This window comes from Streptomyces sp. NPDC050161 (assembly GCF_044460025.1).
GTDB lineage: Bacteria > Actinomycetota > Actinomycetes > Streptomycetales > Streptomycetaceae > Streptomyces.
This window is the reverse complement of record NZ_JBITJM010000001.1, coordinates 1-21,192: the sequence shown is the minus strand read 5'-3', so window position 1 is coordinate 21,192 and position 21,192 is coordinate 1. Positions and strand designations below refer to the sequence as shown.

Here is a 21,192-nt window from a genome sequence, read left to right as displayed (position 1 = left end):
AGCAGCACGCTCCGGGCCGCTGTCGTGCGTCCGTACCCGCCCGTCCGGGGCCGGGGCGTATCAGGCCGTCGCCGACCGGTACTTGCGGACCGCCAGGGTCCGGAAGAGGGCGATGATCACCACGGACCAGAGGAGCGACGCCCATACCGGGTGCTCCATCGGCCAGGCCCCGGTCACCGATACCGGGCGCCCGGCGATGCTGTTGCCGAAGAGGTCCCTGGCCGCCTGGACCGTGGCGCTGAAGGGGTTCCATTCGGCGATGTACTGGAGGAACGTCGGCATGCCGTTGACCGGCACGAAGGCGTTGGAGATGAACGTCAGCGGGAAGAGCCAGATCAGCCCGCCCGAGGTGGCCGCCTCCGGCGTCCGCACGGTGAGGCCGATCAGCGCGCCTATCCAGGAGAAGGCGTAGCCGAGCAGGAGCAGCAGGGCGAATCCGACGAGCACCTTGCCGAGGTTCTCGTGGACGCGCCAGCCGATGATCAGCGCGACGACGGCCAGCACGACCAGCGTCAGCGCGGTCTGCACCAGGTCGGCGAGGGTGCGGCCGGTGAGCACCGCGCCACGGGACATCGGCAGCGAGCGGAACCGGTCGATCAGGCCCTTGTGCATGTCGTCGGCGATGCCGGTGCCGGCGCCCGCCGTGGCGAAGGTGACGGTCTGCGCGAAGATGCCGGCCATCAGGAACTCGCGGTACGCCTGGGCGTTGCCCGGTGCGGCGCCCGGGATGTTGATCGAGCCGCCGAAGACGTACGTGAAGAGCACCACGAACATGATCGGCTGGATCAAGCCGAAAATAACCACCTCGGGTATCCGCAACATGCGAATCAAGTTGCGTTTGGCCACCACGAGGGAGTCGCGTACGGAGCGGCCGATGCCGCCGCGGGGCTGCGGGGTCCGGACCGGAGCCGCTTCGGTCACCGCGCTCATTTCACGGCCTCCTTCGTGGGCTCAGGGGTGGCGTCCGCCCCGTCCTTCGGCGTTCTCTTCCGCCGCTTGGCGTCCTTCCGCCCGCCGCCGGGGCCGCCGTCCGTGGCGTCCCCACCCCCGGCGCTCCCCTCCGCGTCGGTCTCCGCGGCATGCCCGGTGAGCGAGATGAACACGTCGTCCAGGGTCGGCCTGCGCAGCCCGATGTCGTCGATCTCGACGTCGCGGGTGTCCAGTTCGCGGATGACCTCGGCGAGGAGTTTGGCGCCGCCGGTCACCGGGACCGTCAGTTTGCGGGTGTGCGTCTCGATCGTGCCCTCGCCCGTGCCGAAGCGCCGCAGCACCTCGTCGGCGATCCGGATCTGGCCGGGGGTGTGCACCACCACTTCGACGCGTTCGCCGCCGGTGCGGGCCTTGAGCTGGTCGGACGTGCCGCGGGCGATGACCCTGCCGTGGTCGATCACGCAGATGTCGTGCGCCAGCCGGTCGGCCTCCTCCAGGTACTGGGTGGTGAGCAGCAGCGTCGTGCCGCCCGCGACCAACTCCTGGATGACGTCCCACAGTTGCTGGCGGTTGCGGGGGTCGAGGCCGGTGGTCGGCTCGTCCATGAACATCACGGGCGGGCTGACGACCAGCGCGGCTGCGAGGTCTAGGCGGCGGCGCATGCCACCGGAGTAGGTCTTGGCGGTGCGGTCCGCGGCGTCGGCGAGGTGGAAGCGCTCCAGCAGTTCGACGGCCCGCCGCTTCGCGTCCCGCGAGCTCATCTGGTAGAGCTGGCCGACCATCACGAGGTTCTCGCGGCCCGTCAAGTACTCGTCAACGGCGGCGAATTGGCCGGACAGGCCGATGGACCTGCGCACCCGGTCGGGGTGGCGCAGCACATCGATCCCGGCGACCGTCGCGCTGCCGCTGTCGGGGCTGAGCAGGGTGGTCAGTACGCGTACGGCAGTGGTCTTGCCCGCGCCGTTCGGCCCGAGCAGGCCGAGGACGCTCCCTTCGGGGACGTCGAGATCGACGCCGTCCAGTGCCCTCACGTCGCCGAAGGTCTTGACCAGCCCTTCGGCATATATGGCGCCTGGCATGCGGGTACCCCCATGGCTTGGGTGAGTTCCAGGTCGAATCCTACGGTTGGCGGCTCGCGCCCGCTCTGCGGACGCAGCTCCGCAACGGGCCGCCGCAACACCTCAACACTCACGACATCACCGCGCAACAACGTTTCGCGGCCCGGGACTTGACTGTACCCCGGACGCGACACAAACGCGATACATCGCGAAGAGATTCACCTGTTCCTACGCCATGACCCGGTACCCGGCGGCCCGCAGCGCCGTGCTCAGCTCCGCGCAGTGCTCCGGCCCGGTGGTCTCCAGATGCAGCTCCACCTCGGCCTCCGTCAGACCGAGCCGCGGGTCGGTACGGACGTGGATCACGTCCAGGACGTTGGCGTCGACATCCGACAGCACGCCGAGCAGCGTCGCCAGCGCCCCCGGCCGGTCCGTCAGCCGCAGCCGCAGCGACAGGTAGCGCCCGGCCGCCGCCATGCCGTGCCGCAGGATCCGCTGCATCAACAGCGGGTCGACGTTCCCGCCGGACAGCACGGCGACCACCGGCCCCTCGAACGTCTCGGGCTCCGAGAGCAGCGCCGCCACCGGGCTCGCCCCGGCCGGCTCCACCACCATCTTCGCCCGCTCCAGGCACAGCAGCAGCGCGCTGGACAGTGCGTCCTCGGAGACCGTGCGGACCTCGTCCACCAGGGCTTCGACGATCCGGAACGGCACCTCGCCCGGCCGCCCGACCTTGATGCCGTCCGCCATCGTCGACAGCCCGCCGACCGCGACGGGGTGCCCGGCCGCCAGCGACGGCGGGTAGCAGGCAGCGCCCGCCGCCTGCACGCCGATGACCTTCACGTCCGGCCGCAGCGCCTTGACCGCGACCGCCACCCCGGCCGCCAGACCGCCGCCGACCCCCACGACGATGGTCCGCACCTCGGGGCACTGCTCCAGGATCTCCAGGCCGACAGTGCCCTGACCTGCGATGATGTCCCGGTGGTCGAAGGGGTGGATGAAGACGGCGCCGGTCTCGCGCGCGTGCTCCTGGGCGGCGGCCAGCGTCTCGTCCACCACTTGGCCGTGCAGCCGCACCTCGGCGCCGTAGTCACGGGTCGCGGCGACCTTCGGCAGCGGGGCGTCGACCGGCATGAAGACCGTCGAACGCACCCCGAGCAGGGACGCGGCCAGCGCCACCCCCTGCGCGTGATTGCCCGCGCTCGCCGCCACGACACCGGCCGCGCGTTCCTCCTCCGACAGACCGGCGATGCGCACATACGCGCCACGGATCTTGAAGGACCCGGTGCGCTGGAGGTTCTCGCACTTCAGGTGCACCGGGGCGCCGACCAGCCCGGACAGATGGCGGCTGCCCTCCATCGCCGTGGCCCGCGCGACGCCGGAGAGCATCTTGTGCGCCTCGTGCACGTCGTCGACCGTGAGCGCGGCGGCCCCGCAGGCCGCCCCGTCGGCAGCGGGCACGGGTGCGGCGGACGGGCGCGGCGGGTGATCTGCCATGCGGCCAGTCTCGCAGTTCCCCCCGCGGCGGGCGTTCCCGGCCGGGGCGGGCGGCGGAACGGCGGTCGGCGTCCGCCCGCGGCCACCGGAGCGCCGCGGAGGGCGCGGCAGGGGCAGCGATCCGGACGTGCGCCCGCGCCGGAGCGGGCGCGGAGACCGGCCCGGGACGCGCACCGTACGCAGGTGGGGCCGGTCGGGCGGGGTCGCGGGCCCACCTCCGGCCCGCGGCCGGAACGCGCAGCCCCGGTACGGGCCGGGCCCGAGCCGCGTACTCTGTCCCCCAATCCGTAAGCCCCCCATGAAGCGAGCTCCCGGCCATGCCCACCACTTCGGACATGACGACACACACCGACCCCGCCGTTCTCGACGCGCTGCAACACCAAGTGGCCGTCTTCGCCCGTCGTGCCGAACAGAGCCGGCTCGGCGGCGTGGGGCAGGCGCGCAACTCCATGGACCGCGCCGCCTACCTGCTGCTCAACCGCCTGGACCAGGAAGGTCCGATGGGTGTCAAGGCCCTGGCCGCGGGGATGGGCATCGACTCGTCGACGGTGACCCGCCAGGTCGCACCGCTGGTGGACTCCGGTCTCGTCAGCCGCGCCACCCACCCCGAGGACGGCCGGGCGGTGGTGCTCCAGCTGTCCGACCGCGGGCGCTCCCGCCTCGACGAGGTACGCAATTCGCGCCGTGCGCTGATGGAGCTGGTGACGGACGAGTGGACCGAGGAGGAGCGCGAGGCGTTCTGCACCCTGCTGACGCGCTTCAACGCCTCGCTCGCCACCGTCACCGCGTCACTGCCGGGGTCCGGCCCGGCGTCCTGACCCGGCCGAAGGCCCGGACCTGTGCCCCGCACCAGGGGGCGGGACGGGACGGCCGGTACCACCCCTCCCGTGGAGGGGTGGTCGGCTCAGCGGCTCAGCCGTCCCTGCCGGTCAGCCCAGTGCCTGGGTGAGGTCGGCGAGCAGGTCGTCGACGGACTCGATGCCGACGGAGAGCCGTACGAGGTCGGCGGGGACCTCCAGCGGAGAACCGGCCGTCGAGGCGTGCGTCATCCGTCCCGGGTGCTCGATCAGCGACTCGACGCCGCCGAGCGACTCACCGAGGGTGAACAGCTCCGCCCGGTTGCAGACGTCGACCGCCGCCTGCTCGCCGCCCGCGACGCGGAACGACACCATGCCGCCGAAGGCCCGCATCTGCTTGGCCGCGACCTCGTGTCCGGGGTGCTCGGCCAGACCCGGGTAGTAGACGTGGGTGACCTTCGGGTGCGCGGTCAGCAGCTCGGCGACCCGGGCGGCGTTGGCGCTGTGCCGGTCCATGCGGACGGCGAGGGTCTTGATGCCGCGCATCACGAGCCAGGCGTCGAACGGTCCGGCAATCGCGCCCATGGCGTTCTGGTGGTAGGCCAGTTCCTCGCCGAGCGCGTCGTCGTTGACGACGAGCGCACCGCCCACGACGTCGGAGTGACCGCCCATGTACTTGGTCGTGGAGTAGACGACGACGTCGGCACCGTGCGCCAGCGGCTGCTGGAGGTACGGGCTGGCGAAGGTGTTGTCGACGACGAGGCGGGCCCCGGCGTCCCTGGCGACACCGGCCAGCGCCGCGATGTCGCTGATGCCGAGCAGCGGGTTGCTGGGCGTCTCCACCCAGATCGCCTTCGTACGGGGCCGCAGCGCGGCGCGTACCGCCTGCGGGTCGGACGTGTCGGCCACCGACCACTCGACACCCCAGCGCTCGACGACCTTGGCGAACAGCCGGAAGGTGCCGCCGTAGGCGTCGTTGGGGATGACGACGTGGTCGCCGGGGGTCAGCAGGGTCCGCAGCAGGCAGTCCTCGGCGGCGAGTCCCGAGGCGAAGGCGAGGCCCCGCCGGCCGCCGTCGAGGGCGGCGAGGTTCTCCTCAAGGGCGGTACGGGTCGGGTTGGCACTGCGGCTGTATTCGTAGCCGCCGCGCAGCCCGCCGACACCGTCCTGCTTGTACGTGGACACCTGGTAGATGGGCGTCACCACCGCGCCGGTGCCCTCGTCGGGCTCCTGACCTGCGTGGATGGCGAGTGTCTCGAAGTGCTGGTGGCGCTGGTCGCGCTGATCGCTCATGCCTGCCGAGCCTAGTCGTCCGCCGGGGCGGAGATTCCCGGAACTTTCTGGTTCGCTGGAGAGTGGATACATACGAAGGCCGCTCCCCGGCCCCGCCCCTCCACCTCCGACCGGGACTCTCCACATGGACGCTCTGCTCGTGCTCATCGCCGCGACCGCGATCGGCGGTGTCGTCTTCCTGCCCTGGATGCGGCGCCGGCGGGCCGCGCAGCAGGCCCGGCAGGGCCTGGTGGTGGCATCCGACCCGATGGCGGGCTACGGCTTCGTACCGCTCGACGCGCTCGACGTCCGCCTGCCAGGACCCGACGAGGAACTCGACGACGCGCTCGCGGAGATCCGGCGCACCGGCGACTGGCGCCCGGCCGCCGCGCTGCTGAAGTCCACCGGGGACGACTGGGAGCGGCGCTGGCAGCGGGTCCAGACGCTGGCCGGATCGGCGGCCTTCGAGCCGGCCGCCGAGACGGCGGAGCAGGGGCGGTACGGCCCCGCGCTCACGAAGGGCGGGCAGCCGGCCGGTGTGCCGCGGGCCGGCGGCGTCTGGCTGCGGACCTGGCGTCTGGAGGCGCCCAAGGATCCCGGCGGCGCCCAGACCCACGCCCAGTTCCTCGTCCTCCAGGCGCTGCGCGACCCCGGCTCGCAGGACTTCCGGATGATCCTGGAGGAGGCCCGTACGGTCTGCGGCGAGGCGGCCCTGCTGGCCCCCGGCAGCCCGATCCCGTACATCGTCGAACTCGCCGTCGCCCGCGGTCTGCACAACCGGCCGGCCGACTACGAAGAGCTGTGGTCCAAGGTCGTCCAGCGCGCCCCGCAGCACATGGGCGCGCATCTCGCGGCGCTGCCGTACTGGTCGGAGAAGTGGCACGGCTCCCGCAAGGAGGCCGAGGCGTTCGCCGAGCGCGCGGCGTCCGGGGCCCCGGAGAAGAGCCTGCTCCCCGCCCTCCCCCTGTTCGCGGTCTACGAGCACATCCCCGAGGCCAACATGGTCCGCGGCCTCTACCAGAGCGCGGTGATCGAGCGGGCCATCGAGGGCGCGCACTTCGCGCTGCGCGAGGCGCCGGCCGACCACCCCATGGCACCGCACGTCCGCCACCTCCTCATCTGGTTCCTGGTACGCGCCGAGCGGTACGCCGAGGCCATGGAGCAGCTGCGCGAGGTGGACGGCCATGTCGGGGCCGTCCCGTGGTCCTACGGCCGCAACCCCGCGGGCGAGTACGCCGCCTACCGGGCGCTGGCCATCGCCGGCTGGGAGCGGATGGGCGGCACCTCGGCGGGCTTCACGCCCCCGGGGCACTGACCGGGCGGCCGTGGCCCTCGCCGGAATGCCGGCCGGGCCCCCGGCGTTGCACGGAGGGCCGCCCCCACGTGGCGGGCGGCCCGCTGTCGCGTCCGCCGCCACGTCCGCCGTCGCCGTCTCTCCCGGAGCCTGATCACGATGCTGTTCTCCCGCTTCAAGAACCACCTCCCCACCCCTGATGAGGCGCTCAAGGGCCGCCCCGAACGGGGCTTCAGCGTCCCCGAGCGGCACACCGTCCTCGGCAATCCGCTGCTCGGCCCGTACCCGGACGGCCTGGAGACCGCCGACTTCGGCCTGGGCTGCTTCTGGGGCGCCGAGCGGAAGTTCTGGCAGACCGAGGGGGTCTGGACGACGCTGACCGGCTATCAGGGCGGCCACACCCCCCACCCCACCTACGAAGAGGTGTGCAGCGGCCACACCGGACACACCGAGGCCGTGCGCGTCGTCTTCGACCCCGCCGTCGTGCCGTACACCGCTCTCCTGAAGCTGTTCTGGGAGTCCCACGACCCGACCCAGGGCTTCCGCCAGGGCAACGACGTCGGCACCCAGTACCGCTCCGCGATCTACACCCACTCCCCCGCCCAGCAGCAGGCCGCCGAAGCCTCCCGCGACGCCTACGCCGCCGTACTCCGGGCGGGCGGCTACGCCGACATCACCACCGAGATCCTCCCGGCCGAGCCCCGCCCCTTCTACCCGGCCGAGGGGTACCACCAGCAGTACCTCGACAAGAACCCGGCCGGGTACTGCGGGATCGGCGGGACGGGCATGAGCTGCCCGGTGGGTGTGGCTCCGGCCGGGGACTGACTTCGGCGGGAAGCAGCATTCACCTGCGTATCAGCGCCTTCACCACGTGTAAGTGAATGGTCCGAATAGCGGGCGTTCACGCCATACGCGCAGGGTGGCCCGCACACTCGTCAGGCTCACCAGACGTCTCAAGCAATGAACAGGCGACCATGAGTCCGACAAGCACCCGGTCACCCCAGGGCGCCCCGCAGGCCGTGCAGGAACACGAGGCAGTGCAGGACCGCGCGCCCGTGCTGTCGCACGGCCTCAAGCAGCGCCATCTGTCGATGATCGCGCTCGGCGGGGTCATCGGCGCGGGGCTCTTCGTGGGCTCCGGGGTCGGCATCGCCGCGGCCGGGCCGGCGATCATCCTGCTCTTCATGGGGACCGGCGCGCTGGTCATGCTGATCATGCGGATGCTCGGCGAGATGTCCGCGGCGCGGCCCTCCACCGGCTCGTTCTCGGTGCATGCCGAGGAGGAACTCGGCTCCTGGGCGAGCACCACATCGGGCTGGATGTACTGGCTGATGCTCTGCGCCGGTGTGGCCGCCGAGGCCACCGCGGCGGGCACGATCATGCACAACTGGGTGTCGTTCATCCCCGCCTACGGCTGGGTGGCGATCTTCATGGTGTTCTTCTGCGCCAGCAATCTGACCGCGGTCAAGAACTTCGGTGAGTTCGAGTTCTGGTTCTCCGCCATCAAGGTCACCATGATCGTCGCTTTTCTGGTGCTGGGCGTGCTCGGCATTCTCGGGGTGTTCGGCAACGCACCCGGCACCAGCCATCTCACCGGCCACGGCGGCTTCTTCCCGACCGGCGCCGCCGGACTCGCGGCCGGGCTGCTGACCACCATTTCCGGGTTCGCCGGTCTGGAGACCGTCACCATCGCGGCGGCGGAGTCGGACAACCCGAGCCGGAACGTCGCCCGTGCCGTCCGCACCGCGGTCTGGCGCATCGCCGTCTTCTACATCGGCTCCATGGCCGTGGTCGTCACCCTGGTGCCGTGGAACAACCCGAAGGTCGCCACGGACGGCCCGTACGTCACCGTGCTCGACCGGCTCGGCATCCCGGCAGCCGGCACGATCATGCAGATCGTGGTGCTGGTGGCGCTGCTCTCCGCGATGAACGCCAACATCTACGGCTCGTCGCGCATGGCGTACTCCCTGGTCAACCGGGGCCAGGGCCCGCGTTTCCTGGGCAAGGTCACCAGGGGCGTGCCGGCGGCGGCCGTGGTGGCGTCCTGCCTGTTCGGCTTCGCCGCCGTGATCGCCGGGATCATCTGGCCGACCACCGTGTTCGCCTGGCTGCTGAACATCGCCGGCTGCTCGGTGCTGGTCGTCTGGTCCATCGTCTGCCTCACCCAGCTGAAGATGCGCCGCCGTCTGGAGCGCGAGGCGCCCGAGCTGCTCTCGGTGCGGATGTGGGGCTTCCCCTACCTGACCTGGCTCGCGTTCGCCGCCATCCTCGGCGTCTTCGCCGTCATGGCCGCCGGCGCGGACGGCCGTCATCAGCTCGCCGGTACGGCCGTCGTGGTGGCGGCGCTGGCAGGCGCGGGCCATCTCAAGCAGCGCCGCGATCGGCGGGCGGGCGTCAGCGCCTCGTAGGCGGTACGGGGCCCTCGCTGCCGATTGCCGTTCCGCCACGCGCAGTTGTGACGGGCCGCGCCTGCGGCGGAAGGCCCCGCTCCGGGCGGGGCGGAAGGGCCCCGCTCCGGCGCCGCCAGCGCGCCGCCAGCGCGGCGTCAGCGGCACGTCAGAGGAACGTCAGGGCCGGACCCCAAGCTGTGAGCAGACCAGTCGTCCGCACCTGGCGTCGACAACCTCACCGGGGGAGCCCCTCATGCGTACCGCCATCCGCCGCCCTGCCGTTCTCGCCGCGACCGCCGTCGCCGCCCTCAGCCTGACGCTCACCGCCTGCGGTGGCGACGGTGACGGCGCGAAGGACGCGAAGGACAAGGCGAGCGCCGCGTCCGCCCCGGCGTCGAAGGACACCGGCGCCGACACCGAGCAGGGCTCGGACGCCGGGAAGAAGGACACCGCCGGTTCCGGAACCTCCGGCTCCGACTCGGCCGCTCCCGCCGAGCAGACCGCCGCCAAGAAGAAGGCCGCCGGCGCCACTCCGGCCTGCGCCGCCAAGGACGTGAAGATCACCGCGGCCAAGCAGGACGGCGTGCCCACCACACACATCACGCTGACCGCCAAGAACACCTCGGGCCACTCCTGCACGCTGCTCCAGTACCCGCTGATCGCGTTCGGCGACATCCACACCGCCAAGGACGTACCGGCCGTCGCCAAGAGCAAGCCGGGCACCCCCGTCGTGCTGAAGGCCGGCGCCCCCGCCTACGCGGCCGTGCGGATCAACAACGGCGGCGCCCACGAGGACAACCACGCCGTCACCTCCTTCAACGTGAACCTCTTCGCCGCCGACGGGCCCGCCGAGGGCAGCAAGGTCGTCACCGCGCCCAAGGGCGGCATCGCCGTCGACGACGCGGTCGCGAAGACCGGCTACTGGACGCCCGAACTGCGCAACGGCGCCGACGACTTCTGAGCCGCCGGGTCCGGACGGCACGGACCCCGGCACGCACACACTGAGGCCCCGACTCCGGTCGGGGCCTCTCGCGCATGGCCCGCGTCCCACCGCGCACCACCCGAAGGCCGCCCCGCCGCCCGTGTTATGGCTGGGTGCGGCGAAGGACACCGTGGAAGGGACGGACGGCATGGGTGAACGGGCGGCGGCGGACACGGGCGTACGGATCAGGCAGGCGCGCGAGGACGACTATCCGGCGCTGGTGGGCGCCGTGCAGGAGTGGTGGGGCGATTCGCGTACGCCCGCCGAGGCGCGGGAGTTGTCGCTGCTGCTGCCCCGGCTGTTCCTCCAGCACTTCGCGGGGACGAGCTGGGTGGCGGAGCCGGCGCGCGGCGGCGTCGCCGGGTTCCTGGTGGGCTTCCACTCCGCGGACCACGCCGACGAGGCGTACATCCATTTCGTGGGCGTACGGCCGGAGTTGAGAGGCACGGGCCTGGCCCGCAGGCTGTACGAGGGGTTCTTCGCGCAGGCGTCGGCGGCGGGGCGCGAGGTCGTACGGGCCATCACCTCACCCGCCAACACGGGGTCGATCGCCTTCCACCGCGCGATGGGCTTCGAGGTGGAGGGAGCGGCGTCCGGGAACGGGGCGGCCGTACGGGCCGACTACGACGGGCCGGGGCAGGACCGGGTGTGCTTCCGGAAGCGGTCGGCGGCAGCGGCGGGATAGCGGGCGGCCACCGCCGCGGCACACGGCCGCCCCGGGGCCGACCACCCTGCTCTCCGGCCTCCGTTCACCCCTCCTCGCGACCCGCCAACCGGGCGCGGTCCGCCGCCGCGGTGCCCTGGTGCCAGCCGTCGGCGTCGCGCACGCCGCGCAGGCGGACGGGGGCGGTGTCGGGGAACAGCGCGCCCGCGGCCTCGTCGACGGCCACTTCGCGGGCCGCGAGCACCGGGAGGAGGCCGGGGGCCGCGGTCTCGGCGGTGGCTTCGGCGGTGGCCGCCGCGGTGGCGGCCGACAGGCGGCTGCGGATGCGGTCGGCGTAGGCGACCAGGAAGGTCTGGCGGAAGTCGCGGGTGCGGCGGGACCGGCCGCTCGTGTGCTGCGCGTCGCCCGCCCGGTGCATCGCGCCGGTGGCCTGGAGCAGCAGCGAGGTGTAGAGCAACTCGGCGGCCTCCAGGTCGGTTTCGAAGCCGATGAGGGTGGAGAAGGCCACGTCGGACGACCAGACGGCCTGGCAGCGGTTGGCCGCGGCGACGGCGTCCAGGAGGAGCGCCTTGGCCTGTTCGTACGGGCCCTCGATGCCGATGCGGACCGCCGAGGGGCCGCCCGGCGCCCCGGCGGCCGTGCCGTCGGCCCCGGCCAGGAGTGCCGCGTCGATGCTGTGCCTGGCCATCAGCTCCTGCGCCTTCGCCGACAGCGCCTCGGCCTCCTCGGCGTAGTCGGTGGCCTCCGCCTTGGCCAGCAGCCCGCGGATCCGGCCGAGCGCACGGGACGCCCCGGGCCCTGCGGTCCGCTCCGCAGGGGCCGCGGCCATGGCGGGCAGCGGGGTGATCCGCGGCAGCCGCGCGAGGGCGCGCAGCGCGGCCAGGACGGCGCAGGCGGCCTCGAAGCGGGAGGTGCGGCGGCGGGCGGCCAGCGCGTCGAGGTAGCCGCCGTCGGACGGCCACCAGACCTCGGCGCCCAGCCGCCCCGCCTGCTCGGCCCAGCGCGGGTCGGCGGCGGAGCTGCGGGGCCGCCCCGCGCCGGTCCGTGCCTCGGCGGCGACGGCGTCCACGACCAGCGCGACGAGGCCGGGCTCCGCCGCGTCCCGCCGTACGATCCGCTCCAGGTCGGCGGGGAGCCAGCCGCCCGCCCTGCACTGCCGTACGGCGTCGGCCGCGGCGGCCACCAGCGCGGCGCCGACGGCCTCCCGGTCGGCCGCCGCCAGCATCGACGCGCCGGCCTCCACGGCGTCATCGGCCGCCGCGCCGTCCGGTGCGTACCTGACCCGGCCGAGCACGCTCCCGACCAGCTCCGCCGCATCCGACGGCGGCCGTCCGCCCCGCCCGTTCCTCGTACGCTCGCTCACCTTGCCACTCTACGAGTGCCGGGACGAGCCCGGCCGCCCGCGCTCACAGCCGCAGCTGGTGGACGCCGAGGCCGCCCTCCGGGCGGTAGCCGAGCGCCGCGTTCACCGCGCGCATCGGGGTGTTGTCGTCGGCGACGGTCGTCATGATCTCCCGTACGCCGGGGTGCGCCGCGCGCAGCACCTCCCGCATGCGGAGCTTGACGGCCCGGCCGATGCCACGGCCGCGGTGGGCGGGCAGGACGACGGTGTCGTACTGGAGGGCCCGTACGGATCGCGGTGTGGGCAGCACGAGTTCGGTGTAGGCGGCCACGCTGTCGTCGGCCGTGGCGAGCGCCGCCACGGTCAGCAGCACCCCGCCGCGGTCGATGACGACCTGGGCGGCGGCGCGGACCCGTGCGGCGTCCCAGGAGTCGGGCTGTGCGTCGAGGTCGCCGGTGGGCGCGTCGTCCATGGCCTGGTGCGCGCGGGCGTGCGTGTCGGCGTACGCGTCGGGGACCTGGCCGCTCCAGGCGAGGAAGCGGTAGCCGTCCGGGAGCGCCGGGCGGCCGTCCGCGGGCGCCCGCGTCACGTCCTGCACGTACGCGACCAACGGCAGGGCGCAGACGGCCCCTTGGGACCGCGCGAAGACCTCGCCCGGACCGCCCGCGTCGAGCTGCGCGCTCACCGACGTACGGGACTCGGCCGCGAGCAGGGCGTGTACCTCGGCCCACAGGGCGCCGCCGACCCCGGCCCCGCGGTGGCGGGGGTGGACGGTCAGGGCGTCGAGGAAGGCGGTGTGGGTGTTGTCCGCCGAGTCGAAGAGGCGGACCAGGGCGACCCCCGCGTATCCGCCGCCCGGCGCGGGCACGGCGAAGGCGGCGGCGCGGCTGTGCAGCGCGGGGACGCGCAACCGGCCCGCCTCGGCGGCCCGTTCGGGGGCGGGGAGGTCGGGCCGGTCGTGGGCGTGGGCGGCGGCGAGCACGGCGCACCAGGCGTCGACGCAGGCGTCGGACGCGGCGTCGATCCGGTGGGCGGGGCCGGCCGGTGCCCTGCGGGACGTGTCGTGGGACTGCACCATGCGGGGCACCGTACGCAGCGCGGACGCCCGGCGCGCCGTATTTTCGGCGGCACCGGGCGTCCGGGCTCAGGCTTTGCGGGGCGGCCGGGGCGCGGCCGGGCGGCAGACCCTAGTTGCCTGCGCCGCCCTTCAGGGCGCTGCCCGCGACCCACTGCTGCCAGCTCATGTTCCAGCCGTTGAGGCCGTTGTCCGGCTGGATGGTCTTGTCCGGGGAGTTGACCATGTGGACGATGTCGCCGGTGAGGGAGTGGTCGAAGAACCACGCGCCGTCCGTGGACGCGTCGCCCGCGCCCTTGGCGTCGGCCAGGCCGATGCAGCCGTGGCTGGTGTTGGAGCTGCCGAAGATGCCCTTGCCCCAGTAGTTGCCGTGGATGAACGTGCCGGACGTGGACAGGCGCATCGCGTGCGGGACGTCGGGGATGTCGTACTCGCCCTTGCCGTCGTTGTTCGTGAAGCCGACGGTGGAGCCGTCCATCCGGGTCTGCTTGTACTTCTCGGAGATGACCATCTTGCCGTTGTAGGTCGGGTGCTCCGCGCTGCCCGCCGAGATCGGGATGGTCTTGATCGTCTTGCCGTCGCGCACCACCGTCATCCGGTGGGTGTCCGCGTCGACGGTGCTGACCTGCGAGCGGCCGACGGTGAAGCTGACGGTCTTGTCCTGGATGCCCCGGACGCCGGATGACGCCTCGACGCCGTCGAGGTCCAGCTTCATCGTGACCTTGGAGTTCGCCTTCCAGTACTCCTGGGGGCGGAAGTCCAGGCGGGTGTCGTCGAACCAGTGGCCGACGACCTTCTGGTTGCTGCTGGAGGCGACCTCGATCGCCGACTCGACGTCCTTCTTGTTCTTCACGGGCTTGTCGAAGCGGAGCGAGACCGGCATGCCGACGCCGACGGTGGAGCCGTCCTCTGGTGTGAAGTTGCCGATGAAGCTGTTCGCCGGGGAGACGGTGGTGAAGGTGGAGTTCTCCACCGCCTTGCGTCCTTCGTCGTCCACCGCGTGCGCGGTGATCTTGTACTTCGTCGAGCGGTCGAGGTCCTTCGCGGGCTTCCAGGAGCTGCCGTCGGCGGCGAGCTTGCCCTCGACGGTCTTCTTGGACTCGACGTCGGTCATCGTGACGTCGGTGAGCTTGCCGCCGCTGACCGTGACCTTGGCGTCGTTGCTGATGCCCGCGGTGGCCGAGCCGTCCTTGGGCGTGATCTTGATCTTGGCCTGCGAGGCGTCCTTCGCGGCGGCCTCGTCCACCTGGTGGGAGGTGTCGTGCTTGGCGCTGCTGCCGCCGCCTGCGCCTCCGCCGCACGCCGAGAGCGTGACTACGCCCCCGAGCAACGCGGCAGCGGCTATGAAGCCCTTGCGGCGCTTGCTGTCCGTCATCACACGCTTCTCCATTGCTACCGATATACGTATTTCCCCGAGCCGCTGACCGGACGCAGGCTTCCCGGCCGACGTCCTATGAACGCATGTTCCGTTTCGCCCGTTCCACACCTGCACAAAGTGTGGGGAAGGCCACGCAATCGACCCCTGTGCGACGAAGCGGTCGCACAGGGGTCAACGAGGGCGGTCGCCGGGCCGCACAGAGCGGCTCCGGACGGTGTTCCGGACGGGTCGGGGACGGGTCAGACCTCCTCTTCGACGGCGACTTCGCCCGCGAGATCCCACTCCGCGGCGTCCCACTCGGCGTCCGGGTCGTAGTCGGTCATTTCCTCGCTGCTCCAGGAAGCCTGCGCGAGTGCGGTGCCGGGGACGGCGGTGACCAGGTCGAACGGATCGACCAGGTGCGCCAGCGCCTCGGCCGGATCGTCCCTGACCGTCTCCTCGGCCTGCTTGCGGCCCTCGTCGGGCAGCGAGGGATCGCCGGCGACCTGCTCGACCGCCGCCGCGGTCAGCAGGCCGGAGTCCGTGACCTCCATGACCAGTTCGACGTGAAGACGTACAAACCGTGATGTCTCACCATTGCTCATGGGACGGAGGGTAAACACGTCCAGGGCCCGACTTCCCCGCGACCCGCGGCGGTCACTAACATCTGCGGTCAGCGGCCAATTCGCCGGACCCACAAGGGGGATTGTTTCTGTGACCGCACGACGACCACTGCTGACCGCTGCCGCCGCGGGGTCGGTGTTGATCGCCTTGTGGTTCGTACCGTCCGCCAACGCGATCGTGGAGGCTCCCGGAGGGGCCGCGGCCGACGCGCGGGCCTCATCGGTCGCCGGTACGGCGCCGGAGGACGAGGGCGGGCAGAACAACCCCACCACCATGTCGGGCGGCGTGCCGCAGAGCGGTACCGGCGCGCGGCCGGACGGCGCGACCTCGCACTCCCTCGCCGCAACCGGCAGCCCGGACACCACGCCCTACGTCATCGGCGGCGCCGCCTGCCTCGCCCTCGGGGCGGGCCTGGTCAGCTACTCCGTGCGCCGCACCCGGGACGACACGGTCTGACGCGGCGAACCGGGCCCCGCGTACGCGAAGCGGCGGCCCGCCACCGGGACGGACCGCCGCTCTCCTCACTCACCAGGCAGGCCGCCTCCCTCCGGGGCGGCCGTCCCGTCAGGCCAGTTCGCCGGTCACCGACTCCACGGCCGCGATCAGCTTCCCCGAGCGCACGAACCCGTACGCGGCCTCCAGGTCGGGCGCCAGGAAACGGTCACCGCCCGGCCCCTGTATGCCGGCCTCGCGCGCCGCGTCCACCACCGCGCGGGTGGCGGGCGCCGGTGTCAGCCCCTCGCGCATCTCCACCGCGCGGGTCGCCGCGTACAGCTCGACGGCGATGATCCGGGCCAGGTTGTCGACGGCGGTGCGCAGCTTGCGGGCGGCGGACCAGCCCATGGAGACGTGGTCCTCCTGCATCGCCGACGACGGGATGGAGTCGACCGACGCGGGCGCCGCCAGCCGCTTCATCTCGCTGACCAGGGCGGCCTGCGTGTACTGGGCGATCATCAGGCCCGAGTCGACACCCGGGTCGCCGGCCAGGAAGGCGGGCAGGCCGTGCGAGCGGTTCTTGTCCAGCAGGCGGTCGGTGCGGCGCTCGGCGATGGAGCCGAGGTCGGCGGCGGCGACGGCGAGGAAGTCCAGGACGTAGGCGACCGGCGCGCCGTGGAAGTTGCCGTTCGACTCGACCCGGCCGTCCGGCAGCACCACGGGGTTGTCGACGGCGGCGGCCAGCTCGCGGTCGGCGACCCGGCAGGCGTGGTCGAGGGTGTCCCGGCCGGCGCCCGCGACCTGCGGGGCGCAGCGGACCGAGTACGCGTCCTGGACGCGCGGCGCGTCGTCCTGGTGGTGCCCCGTGAAGCCCGAACCGGCAAGCACCTTGAGCATGTTGGCGGCCGACGCGGCCTGCCCGGGGTGCGGGCGGATGGCGTGCAGCTCGGGCGCGAGGACCTTGTCCGTGCCGAGCAGCGCCTCCAGGGAGAGGGCCGCGGTGATGTCGGCAGAGGTGAACAGGCGGGCGAGGTCGGCGCAGGCCATCACGAGCATGCCGAGCATGCCGTCGGTGCCGTTGAGGAGCGCCAGACCCTCCTTCTCGCGCAGTTCGACGGGGGCGATGCCGTGCGCGGCGAGGAGTTCGGCGGCGGGCCGCACGGCGCCGTCGGGGCCCTCGGCGTCCCCCTCGCCCATCAGCGTCAGCGCGCAGTGCGAGAGCGGCGCGAGGTCGCCGGAGCAGCCGAGCGAGCCGTATTCGTGGACGACGGGGGTGATGCCGGCGTTGAGCAGCGCGGCCATGGTCTCGACGACCAGGGGGCGTACGCCGGTGTGTCCGGAGGCGAGTGTCTTCAGGCGCAGGAACATCAGGGCGCGGACGACCTCGCGCTCCACCCGCGGGCCCATCCCCGCGGCGTGGGAGCGGACGATGTTGCGCTGGAGCTGGGCGCGGAGTTCGGGGCTGATGTGGCGGACGGCGAGGGCACCGAAGCCGGTGGAGACGCCGTAGACCGGGTCGGGCTTGGCGGCGAGGTCGTCGATGAAGGCGCGGCTGGCGGCGACGGCCGCGAGGGTGTCGTCGGACAGCTCGATCCGGGCGGCGCCGCGGGCCACCGCGATGACGTCCTGCGCGGTCGTGCCGGACGTCCCGAGCACCACAGTGTGCATATCCATATTCAGGCACCCTAGAGTTTGAATCGCCGGATGTCACCACCGGATCGGCCAATCACTCCTTACCCGGCCGGTGACCTGCGAGGCCGCCCGCCGCAGCGGGCCGCCATCGACGTCAGCGCACGCCGCGTCGCATCCACCTCACCTCCGGAACCGCCGCCGCTCCGGGCCCGGACGCCGCTCCGGGGCGTCCGCGAGCCGCACGACCGGATCGTCCGCGCCGCCGTCCCGCCCGGCGACCACCGGTTTGTGGGCACGGGCCGCCTTCGCGCGGTACTGCGCGGCGTCCGCGAGCCGGAAGAGCCGGCGGGCACTGCACACCTGGCCGATCGGGTCGCCGGTCGACGCGACACCCACCGCGACCCCCTCACCCAGGTCCAACTCCCCCGCCCGCTCGCACAGTTCACCGGCCACCTCGACCACGTCGTCGGCGGCGGGGCCGACCGCGAGCAGACAGAACTCGTCGCCACCGAGGCGGGCGGCGAGGGTGCCGGGCAGCATCGCGCCGCACAGCGAGAGGACCGAGCCGAATCGTTCCAGCAGCCGGTCGCCGACCGCGTGGCCGCGGGAGTCGTTCACCTGCTTCAGCCCGTTCAGGTCGCACACGACCAGGCTGACCACGGCCGCATCCGCGCGGTGCAGCTCCAGCGCCTCGTCCAGCCGCATGTCGACGGCACGGCGGTTGGCGAGCCCGGTCAGCGCATCGGTGAAGGCGAGCCTGCGGGCCTCCGCCAGCCGTTCGGTCTGCGCGATCCCGGCAGCCGCCACGGCGGCGAGCACGGTCGCGAACTCCGCGTCCCCGCCGCCGAACACCGGCTCCCCGGCCCGGCGCGCGACGTACAGCTCGCCCCAGGCCCGCCCGTCCAGCACAATCGGCGCGACCACGCAGCAGCCACGGCCGCGGCGGTGCAGCGCAGCCGCCCGCCGGTGGTTGCACGGACCGGACGCCGCGGGCGCGGGCGACTCGCCCGCGGTCTCCACCCAGGCGTCGGGCGGGCCGCCGTCCGCCCACCGCTCGTGCAGGAAGCCGGCGATCTCCGGGAACTCGTGCACCGGATACGTCTCGTCGTCGGGGAACTCCTGCTCACCTTCGGCGAGTTCACCGACGTTGACCAGCACCCGCAGCTGCCCCAGGTCGCGCTCCCAGGCCGAGATCGCGGCGAAGGAGCCACCCAGGGCCAGCCGCACGCCCTGCGCCGCCGCATGGGCGGACTCCCGTGGTGTGTGCGCCGTCGCCATCGCCTGCGCCAGCTCCACCACGGCCCGCAGCCTCACATCGCCCTCAGCCGTCACCGGACCCTCGCATTCCGTCACCGTGAGCACGCCTTGCGCCCCAGCGTAGGAATGTTTCATCCTATTCGCCCCTTCCGTGCGCCTTCCATACCGGGGCGCACTCCTCAGCCAGGGGCACCTTCGGCGGCGGCGCGGGGGCGGGCCCGGCTCACTCGCCGGGCCAGTCCGGATCCCGCTTCTCGTTGAACGCCGCGACACCCTCGGCGCGGTCACCGGAGAACGCCACGCTGCGCCACGCCGCGTCCTCCACTTCGAGCCCGGCCCGCAGGTCGAGGCCGTGACCGAGCCGCAGCGCACGCTTCGCCGCCCGCAGCCCGACCGGCGAGTTACGGGCGATCCCGGCCGCCAGCGCCAGCGCCTCCGTACGGTCCCGGCCGTCCGCCACCAGCTGGTCGACGAGGCCGAGCCGCGCGGCCTCGTCGGCCGGCACCCGGCGGGCGGTGAACACCAGCTCGGCGGCGCGGGCCGCACCCACCCGGCGCGGCAGCAGCTGCGTACCGCCGCCGCCCGGGATCACCCCCACCGACACCTCGGGCAGGCCGACCACCGCACTGCCGTCGGCCACGATCAGGTCGCAGGCCAGCGCCAGCTCGAAGCCGCCGCCCAGCGCGAAGCCGTGCACCGCGGCGATGGTGGGCTGCGGCAGCTCCAGGACGCCCGTGTACGCGGCGCGGGTGTGCGGGCGCTGCCGCATCAGGTCCGCGTCCGTGAAGGAGTTCCGCTCCTTGAGGTCGGCGCCGACGCAGAACGCCCGCTCGTGGGTGGAGCTGAGCACGACCGCCCGCACGGAAGCGTCGGCGGCCAGTTCGGCGCAGGCCCGCGCCAGGCTGTCGGCCATCGCCGTGGACACCGCGTTCATCGCCTTGGGGCGGTCCATGACCAGTTCCGCCACGAAGCCGTGCCGGTCCACGCCGACCCATTCACCGAAGCGCTGCATACGTCCCTCCCTGTTAACGACCGTTGATTCGGTCCCGCGGCGATCATTCCAGGTGCGGCGGCGGGGCGACAGGGAGGTCGGGGCGATCGGGGCGATCGTGGTGTTCGGAGCGTTCGTGGTGTTCGTGGTGTTCGGAGCGTTCGTGGTGTTCGGGGGCGCTTCCTCAGTCGCGGCGGCTCAGCAGCCAGGGTTCGACGACGCCGAGGCCGCGCACGGGGCGCTGCCACATCGGCTGCAACGCGAAGCGGTACGTCGGCAGGGCCGGGACCATGCCGTCCGCCTCCGCCTGCGCCGCGGCCTTCTCCGCGGCAGCCGCTGCCGCCTCCGACACCGGTGCGTCGCCGGTGCGGCCCAGCTCCTTCGCGAACGCCTCGTCCACCAGCACCGTGTCCTTCGGCGCTATCGACGTCAGCCGGCTGGCGAGATTGACGGTCGTACCGAAGACGTCGCCCATGCGGGTCGTGACCGTGCCGAACGCGATGCCGACCCGCAGCTCGGGCATCGTCTCGTCGTTCGTCATCGTCTCGATCAGCCGCAGGCCGATCTCCGCGGCGGTGCCCGCGTCGTCGGCGGCGAAGAGCACTTCGTCGCCGAGGGTCTTGATGAGCCGGCCGCCGTGCGCGACCACCAGGTCGGAGCAGGTGGTCTCGAACGCCTCGACCAGTTCGCCCAGTTCCTCCTCCTCCAGGCGGCGGGTCAGGCGGGTGAAGCCCACCAGGTCGGCGAAGCCGACGGCCAGCCTGCGGTCGACCATCTCGTCGTCGTCCTGGGCCCGTACGACCCGGCCGGTCGCCGCGGCGAGCTGGCGCCGCCAGACGTAGACCAAGAACTCCTCCAGCTCGGGGAGGAGCAGCTCGACGAGCGGGTAGGTGATCTCCGTACGGGTCATCCCGGAGTCCTGTGGCTCGGTGAGGCCCTCCAGGAACGAGTCGATCTGCCAGTCGGCGAGCCGGGCGGTGGTCTGCCCGGTGGAACGCGCGACCTGCACGGCCATCGCCTCGCTCAGCAGCCCGGCCTCGACGAGTCCCGCGAGCCGCCGCAGGGCCAGGACGTCGGCCTCGGTCAGCGCCTTGACCTGACCGATGTCGGCGAATCCCATGGCGCGCCAGAACCGGGCCGCCAGGTCCATCGAGACGCCGGCGCTGCGGGCCGCCTGGAACGGTGTGTAGCGGCGGTCGGCGCCGAGGATCAGCGCCTCCAGCCGGATGGCGATGGTGTCGTCCGGGTCGGCGGACGCGTTCTCTGCGGGCGCGGTGCCGTCGGTGGCCGCGCCGTCGGCCGATCCGCCGGCGTCGTCGGCGCCCGAGTCGTCGGTGGTCACCGCCCGCTCCCTGTCCGATGCCTGCGCACTGCCCTTCCGATCACTGCTCGCCCGTGGTCCGCTCCCCGGCGGAACGCCTCAACGATACGGCAGGTGTGCTCTGGCTCACTCTCACCTGGGGCATTGTCGTGTGGGGTTGGTGGGTGGGGGTGGGTCGGAGGGGCCGCACCGGGTCGTCTCCTCGACGCATGTGCCCTCAGCTACCAGTCAAGAAGCTGCCGGTGTTGGCACCTGTCGCTGCGGGGCGACCCCG

The 21,192-nt window shown here is 72.8% G+C and carries 19 protein-coding genes; 7 read left to right on the top strand and 12 right to left on the bottom strand.

The genetic code is table 11. The annotated features are described in order from the left end of the window. Window positions 1–60: 60 nt before the first annotated feature. The 3 genes from ACIBK8_RS00095 to ilvA all read right to left on the bottom strand — a co-directional run bounded on the left by ACIBK8_RS00095 (window position 61) and on the right by ilvA (window position 3,485). Entirely contained in the window at window positions 61–930 is an 870-nt protein-coding gene (locus tag ACIBK8_RS00095; RefSeq protein WP_399039228.1) for an ABC transporter permease, read from the bottom strand. Beyond that, window positions 927–2,009, bottom strand: coding sequence for an ATP-binding cassette domain-containing protein (locus tag ACIBK8_RS00090; RefSeq protein WP_399039227.1), 1,083 nt, complete (start codon window positions 2,007–2,009; stop codon window positions 927–929). Before ACIBK8_RS00090 ends, ACIBK8_RS00095 begins: the two co-directional genes overlap by 4 nt. Before the next feature lie 207 nt (window positions 2,010–2,216). Then, window positions 2,217–3,485 (bottom strand): threonine ammonia-lyase, encoded by a 1,269-nt coding sequence (ilvA, locus tag ACIBK8_RS00085; protein WP_399039226.1) that lies wholly within the window; start codon window positions 3,483–3,485, stop codon window positions 2,217–2,219. Window positions 3,486–3,802: 317 nt separating this feature from the next. On the opposite strand from ilvA, the gene ACIBK8_RS00080 reads away from it, so the two are divergent. Then, entirely contained in the window at window positions 3,803–4,303 is a 501-nt protein-coding gene (locus ACIBK8_RS00080) for a MarR family winged helix-turn-helix transcriptional regulator (protein ID WP_393682980.1), read from the top strand. A gap of 111 nt (window positions 4,304–4,414) precedes the next feature. Here the strand turns inward: ACIBK8_RS00080 and ACIBK8_RS00075 are convergent, their stop codons facing one another. Continuing rightward, window positions 4,415–5,575, bottom strand: coding sequence for a cystathionine gamma-synthase (locus ACIBK8_RS00075; protein WP_393682982.1), 1,161 nt, complete (start codon window positions 5,573–5,575; stop codon window positions 4,415–4,417). A gap of 124 nt (window positions 5,576–5,699) precedes the next feature. Between ACIBK8_RS00075 and ACIBK8_RS00070 the strand changes: the two genes are divergently transcribed. The 5 genes from ACIBK8_RS00070 (at window position 5,700) to ACIBK8_RS00050 (ending at window position 10,905) form a co-directional block, all read left to right on the top strand. Continuing rightward, window positions 5,700–6,869 carry a hypothetical protein gene (locus ACIBK8_RS00070; RefSeq protein WP_399039225.1) on the top strand — a complete coding sequence of 390 codons (1,170 nt, stop codon included), beginning with the start codon at window positions 5,700–5,702 and terminating at the stop codon, window positions 6,867–6,869. A 138-nt stretch (window positions 6,870–7,007) separates the two neighbouring features. Continuing rightward, window positions 7,008–7,673, top strand: a complete 666-nt coding sequence (gene msrA / locus ACIBK8_RS00065) for a peptide-methionine (S)-S-oxide reductase MsrA (RefSeq protein ID WP_399039224.1) — start codon at window positions 7,008–7,010, stop codon at window positions 7,671–7,673. A gap of 149 nt (window positions 7,674–7,822) precedes the next feature. Then, the gene (locus ACIBK8_RS00060) at window positions 7,823–9,256 is read left to right on the top strand and encodes an amino acid permease (protein WP_399039223.1); all 1,434 of its coding nucleotides are present in this window, start codon (window positions 7,823–7,825) and stop codon (window positions 9,254–9,256) included. Between the two features lie 235 nt (window positions 9,257–9,491). Next, window positions 9,492–10,199 carry a DUF4232 domain-containing protein gene (locus tag ACIBK8_RS00055; RefSeq protein ID WP_399039222.1) on the top strand — a complete coding sequence of 236 codons (708 nt, stop codon included), beginning with the start codon at window positions 9,492–9,494 and terminating at the stop codon, window positions 10,197–10,199. Between the two features lie 169 nt (window positions 10,200–10,368). Continuing rightward, entirely contained in the window at window positions 10,369–10,905 is a 537-nt protein-coding gene (locus tag ACIBK8_RS00050; protein WP_399039219.1) for a GNAT family N-acetyltransferase, read from the top strand. Between the two features lie 64 nt (window positions 10,906–10,969). Here ACIBK8_RS00050 and ACIBK8_RS00045 read toward each other — a convergent pair whose 3' ends face one another. From ACIBK8_RS00045 to ACIBK8_RS00030, 4 genes are all read right to left on the bottom strand, one after another. Then, a complete protein-coding gene (locus tag ACIBK8_RS00045; protein WP_399039773.1) occupies window positions 10,970–12,178 on the bottom strand; it encodes a DUF2786 domain-containing protein in 1,209 nt (402 codons plus the stop codon). A gap of 112 nt (window positions 12,179–12,290) precedes the next feature. Beyond that, window positions 12,291–13,304, bottom strand: coding sequence for a GNAT family N-acetyltransferase (locus ACIBK8_RS00040; RefSeq protein WP_399039218.1), 1,014 nt, complete (start codon window positions 13,302–13,304; stop codon window positions 12,291–12,293). Window positions 13,305–13,413: 109 nt separating this feature from the next. Beyond that, a complete protein-coding gene (locus tag ACIBK8_RS00035; protein ID WP_399039217.1) occupies window positions 13,414–14,676 on the bottom strand; it encodes an Ig-like domain-containing protein in 1,263 nt (420 codons plus the stop codon). Window positions 14,677–14,918: 242 nt separating this feature from the next. After that, on the bottom strand, window positions 14,919–15,263 hold the full coding sequence (locus ACIBK8_RS00030; protein WP_393682995.1) for a hypothetical protein: 345 nt from the start codon (window positions 15,261–15,263) through the stop codon (window positions 14,919–14,921). Window positions 15,264–15,372: 109 nt separating this feature from the next. Here ACIBK8_RS00030 and ACIBK8_RS00025 point away from each other — a divergent pair, with 109 nt between their 5' ends. Then, window positions 15,373–15,738 (top strand): hypothetical protein, encoded by a 366-nt coding sequence (locus tag ACIBK8_RS00025; protein WP_399039216.1) that lies wholly within the window; start codon window positions 15,373–15,375, stop codon window positions 15,736–15,738. Between the two features lie 108 nt (window positions 15,739–15,846). Here ACIBK8_RS00025 and hutH read toward each other — a convergent pair whose 3' ends face one another. The 4 genes from hutH to ACIBK8_RS00005 form a co-directional block, all read right to left on the bottom strand. After that, complete coding sequence (gene hutH, locus ACIBK8_RS00020; RefSeq protein WP_399039215.1) at window positions 15,847–17,391, bottom strand: histidine ammonia-lyase; 1,545 nt, start codon at window positions 17,389–17,391, stop codon at window positions 15,847–15,849. 138 nt (window positions 17,392–17,529) lie between these two features. Continuing rightward, the gene (locus tag ACIBK8_RS00015) at window positions 17,530–18,627 is read right to left on the bottom strand and encodes a diguanylate cyclase domain-containing protein (protein WP_399039771.1); all 1,098 of its coding nucleotides are present in this window, start codon (window positions 18,625–18,627) and stop codon (window positions 17,530–17,532) included. Between the two features lie 202 nt (window positions 18,628–18,829). After that, window positions 18,830–19,618, bottom strand: a complete 789-nt coding sequence (locus tag ACIBK8_RS00010) for an enoyl-CoA hydratase/isomerase family protein (RefSeq protein WP_399039213.1) — start codon at window positions 19,616–19,618, stop codon at window positions 18,830–18,832. A gap of 163 nt (window positions 19,619–19,781) precedes the next feature. Further along, the gene (locus tag ACIBK8_RS00005; RefSeq protein WP_399039212.1) at window positions 19,782–20,939 is read right to left on the bottom strand and encodes an adenylate/guanylate cyclase domain-containing protein; all 1,158 of its coding nucleotides are present in this window, start codon (window positions 20,937–20,939) and stop codon (window positions 19,782–19,784) included. Between the last annotated feature and the right edge of the window lie 253 nt (window positions 20,940–21,192).

Coding starts and splice junctions, on each gene's coding strand:
- ACIBK8_RS00095 (WP_399039228.1), bottom strand. CDS start 930: ATGAGCGCGGTGACCGAAGCGGCTCCGGTCCGGACCCCGCAGCCCCGC.
- ACIBK8_RS00090 (WP_399039227.1), bottom strand. CDS start 2,009: ATGCCAGGCGCCATATATGCCGAAGGGCTGGTCAAGACCTTCGGCGAC.
- ilvA (WP_399039226.1), bottom strand. CDS start 3,485: ATGGCAGATCACCCGCCGCGCCCGTCCGCCGCACCCGTGCCCGCTGCC.
- ACIBK8_RS00080 (WP_393682980.1), top strand. CDS start 3,803: ATGCCCACCACTTCGGACATGACGACACACACCGACCCCGCCGTTCTC.
- ACIBK8_RS00075 (WP_393682982.1), bottom strand. CDS start 5,575: ATGAGCGATCAGCGCGACCAGCGCCACCAGCACTTCGAGACACTCGCC.
- ACIBK8_RS00070 (WP_399039225.1), top strand. CDS start 5,700: ATGGACGCTCTGCTCGTGCTCATCGCCGCGACCGCGATCGGCGGTGTC.
- msrA (WP_399039224.1), top strand. CDS start 7,008: ATGCTGTTCTCCCGCTTCAAGAACCACCTCCCCACCCCTGATGAGGCG.
- ACIBK8_RS00060 (WP_399039223.1), top strand. CDS start 7,823: ATGAGTCCGACAAGCACCCGGTCACCCCAGGGCGCCCCGCAGGCCGTG.
- ACIBK8_RS00055 (WP_399039222.1), top strand. CDS start 9,492: ATGCGTACCGCCATCCGCCGCCCTGCCGTTCTCGCCGCGACCGCCGTC.
- ACIBK8_RS00050 (WP_399039219.1), top strand. CDS start 10,369: ATGGGTGAACGGGCGGCGGCGGACACGGGCGTACGGATCAGGCAGGCG.
- ACIBK8_RS00040 (WP_399039218.1), bottom strand. CDS start 13,304: ATGGTGCAGTCCCACGACACGTCCCGCAGGGCACCGGCCGGCCCCGCC.
- ACIBK8_RS00035 (WP_399039217.1), bottom strand. CDS start 14,676: ATGACGGACAGCAAGCGCCGCAAGGGCTTCATAGCCGCTGCCGCGTTG.
- ACIBK8_RS00030 (WP_393682995.1), bottom strand. CDS start 15,263: ATGAGCAATGGTGAGACATCACGGTTTGTACGTCTTCACGTCGAACTG.
- hutH (WP_399039215.1), bottom strand. CDS start 17,391: ATGGATATGCACACTGTGGTGCTCGGGACGTCCGGCACGACCGCGCAG.
- ACIBK8_RS00015 (WP_399039771.1), bottom strand. CDS start 18,627: ATGGCGACGGCGCACACACCACGGGAGTCCGCCCATGCGGCGGCGCAG.
- ACIBK8_RS00010 (WP_399039213.1), bottom strand. CDS start 19,618: ATGCAGCGCTTCGGTGAATGGGTCGGCGTGGACCGGCACGGCTTCGTG.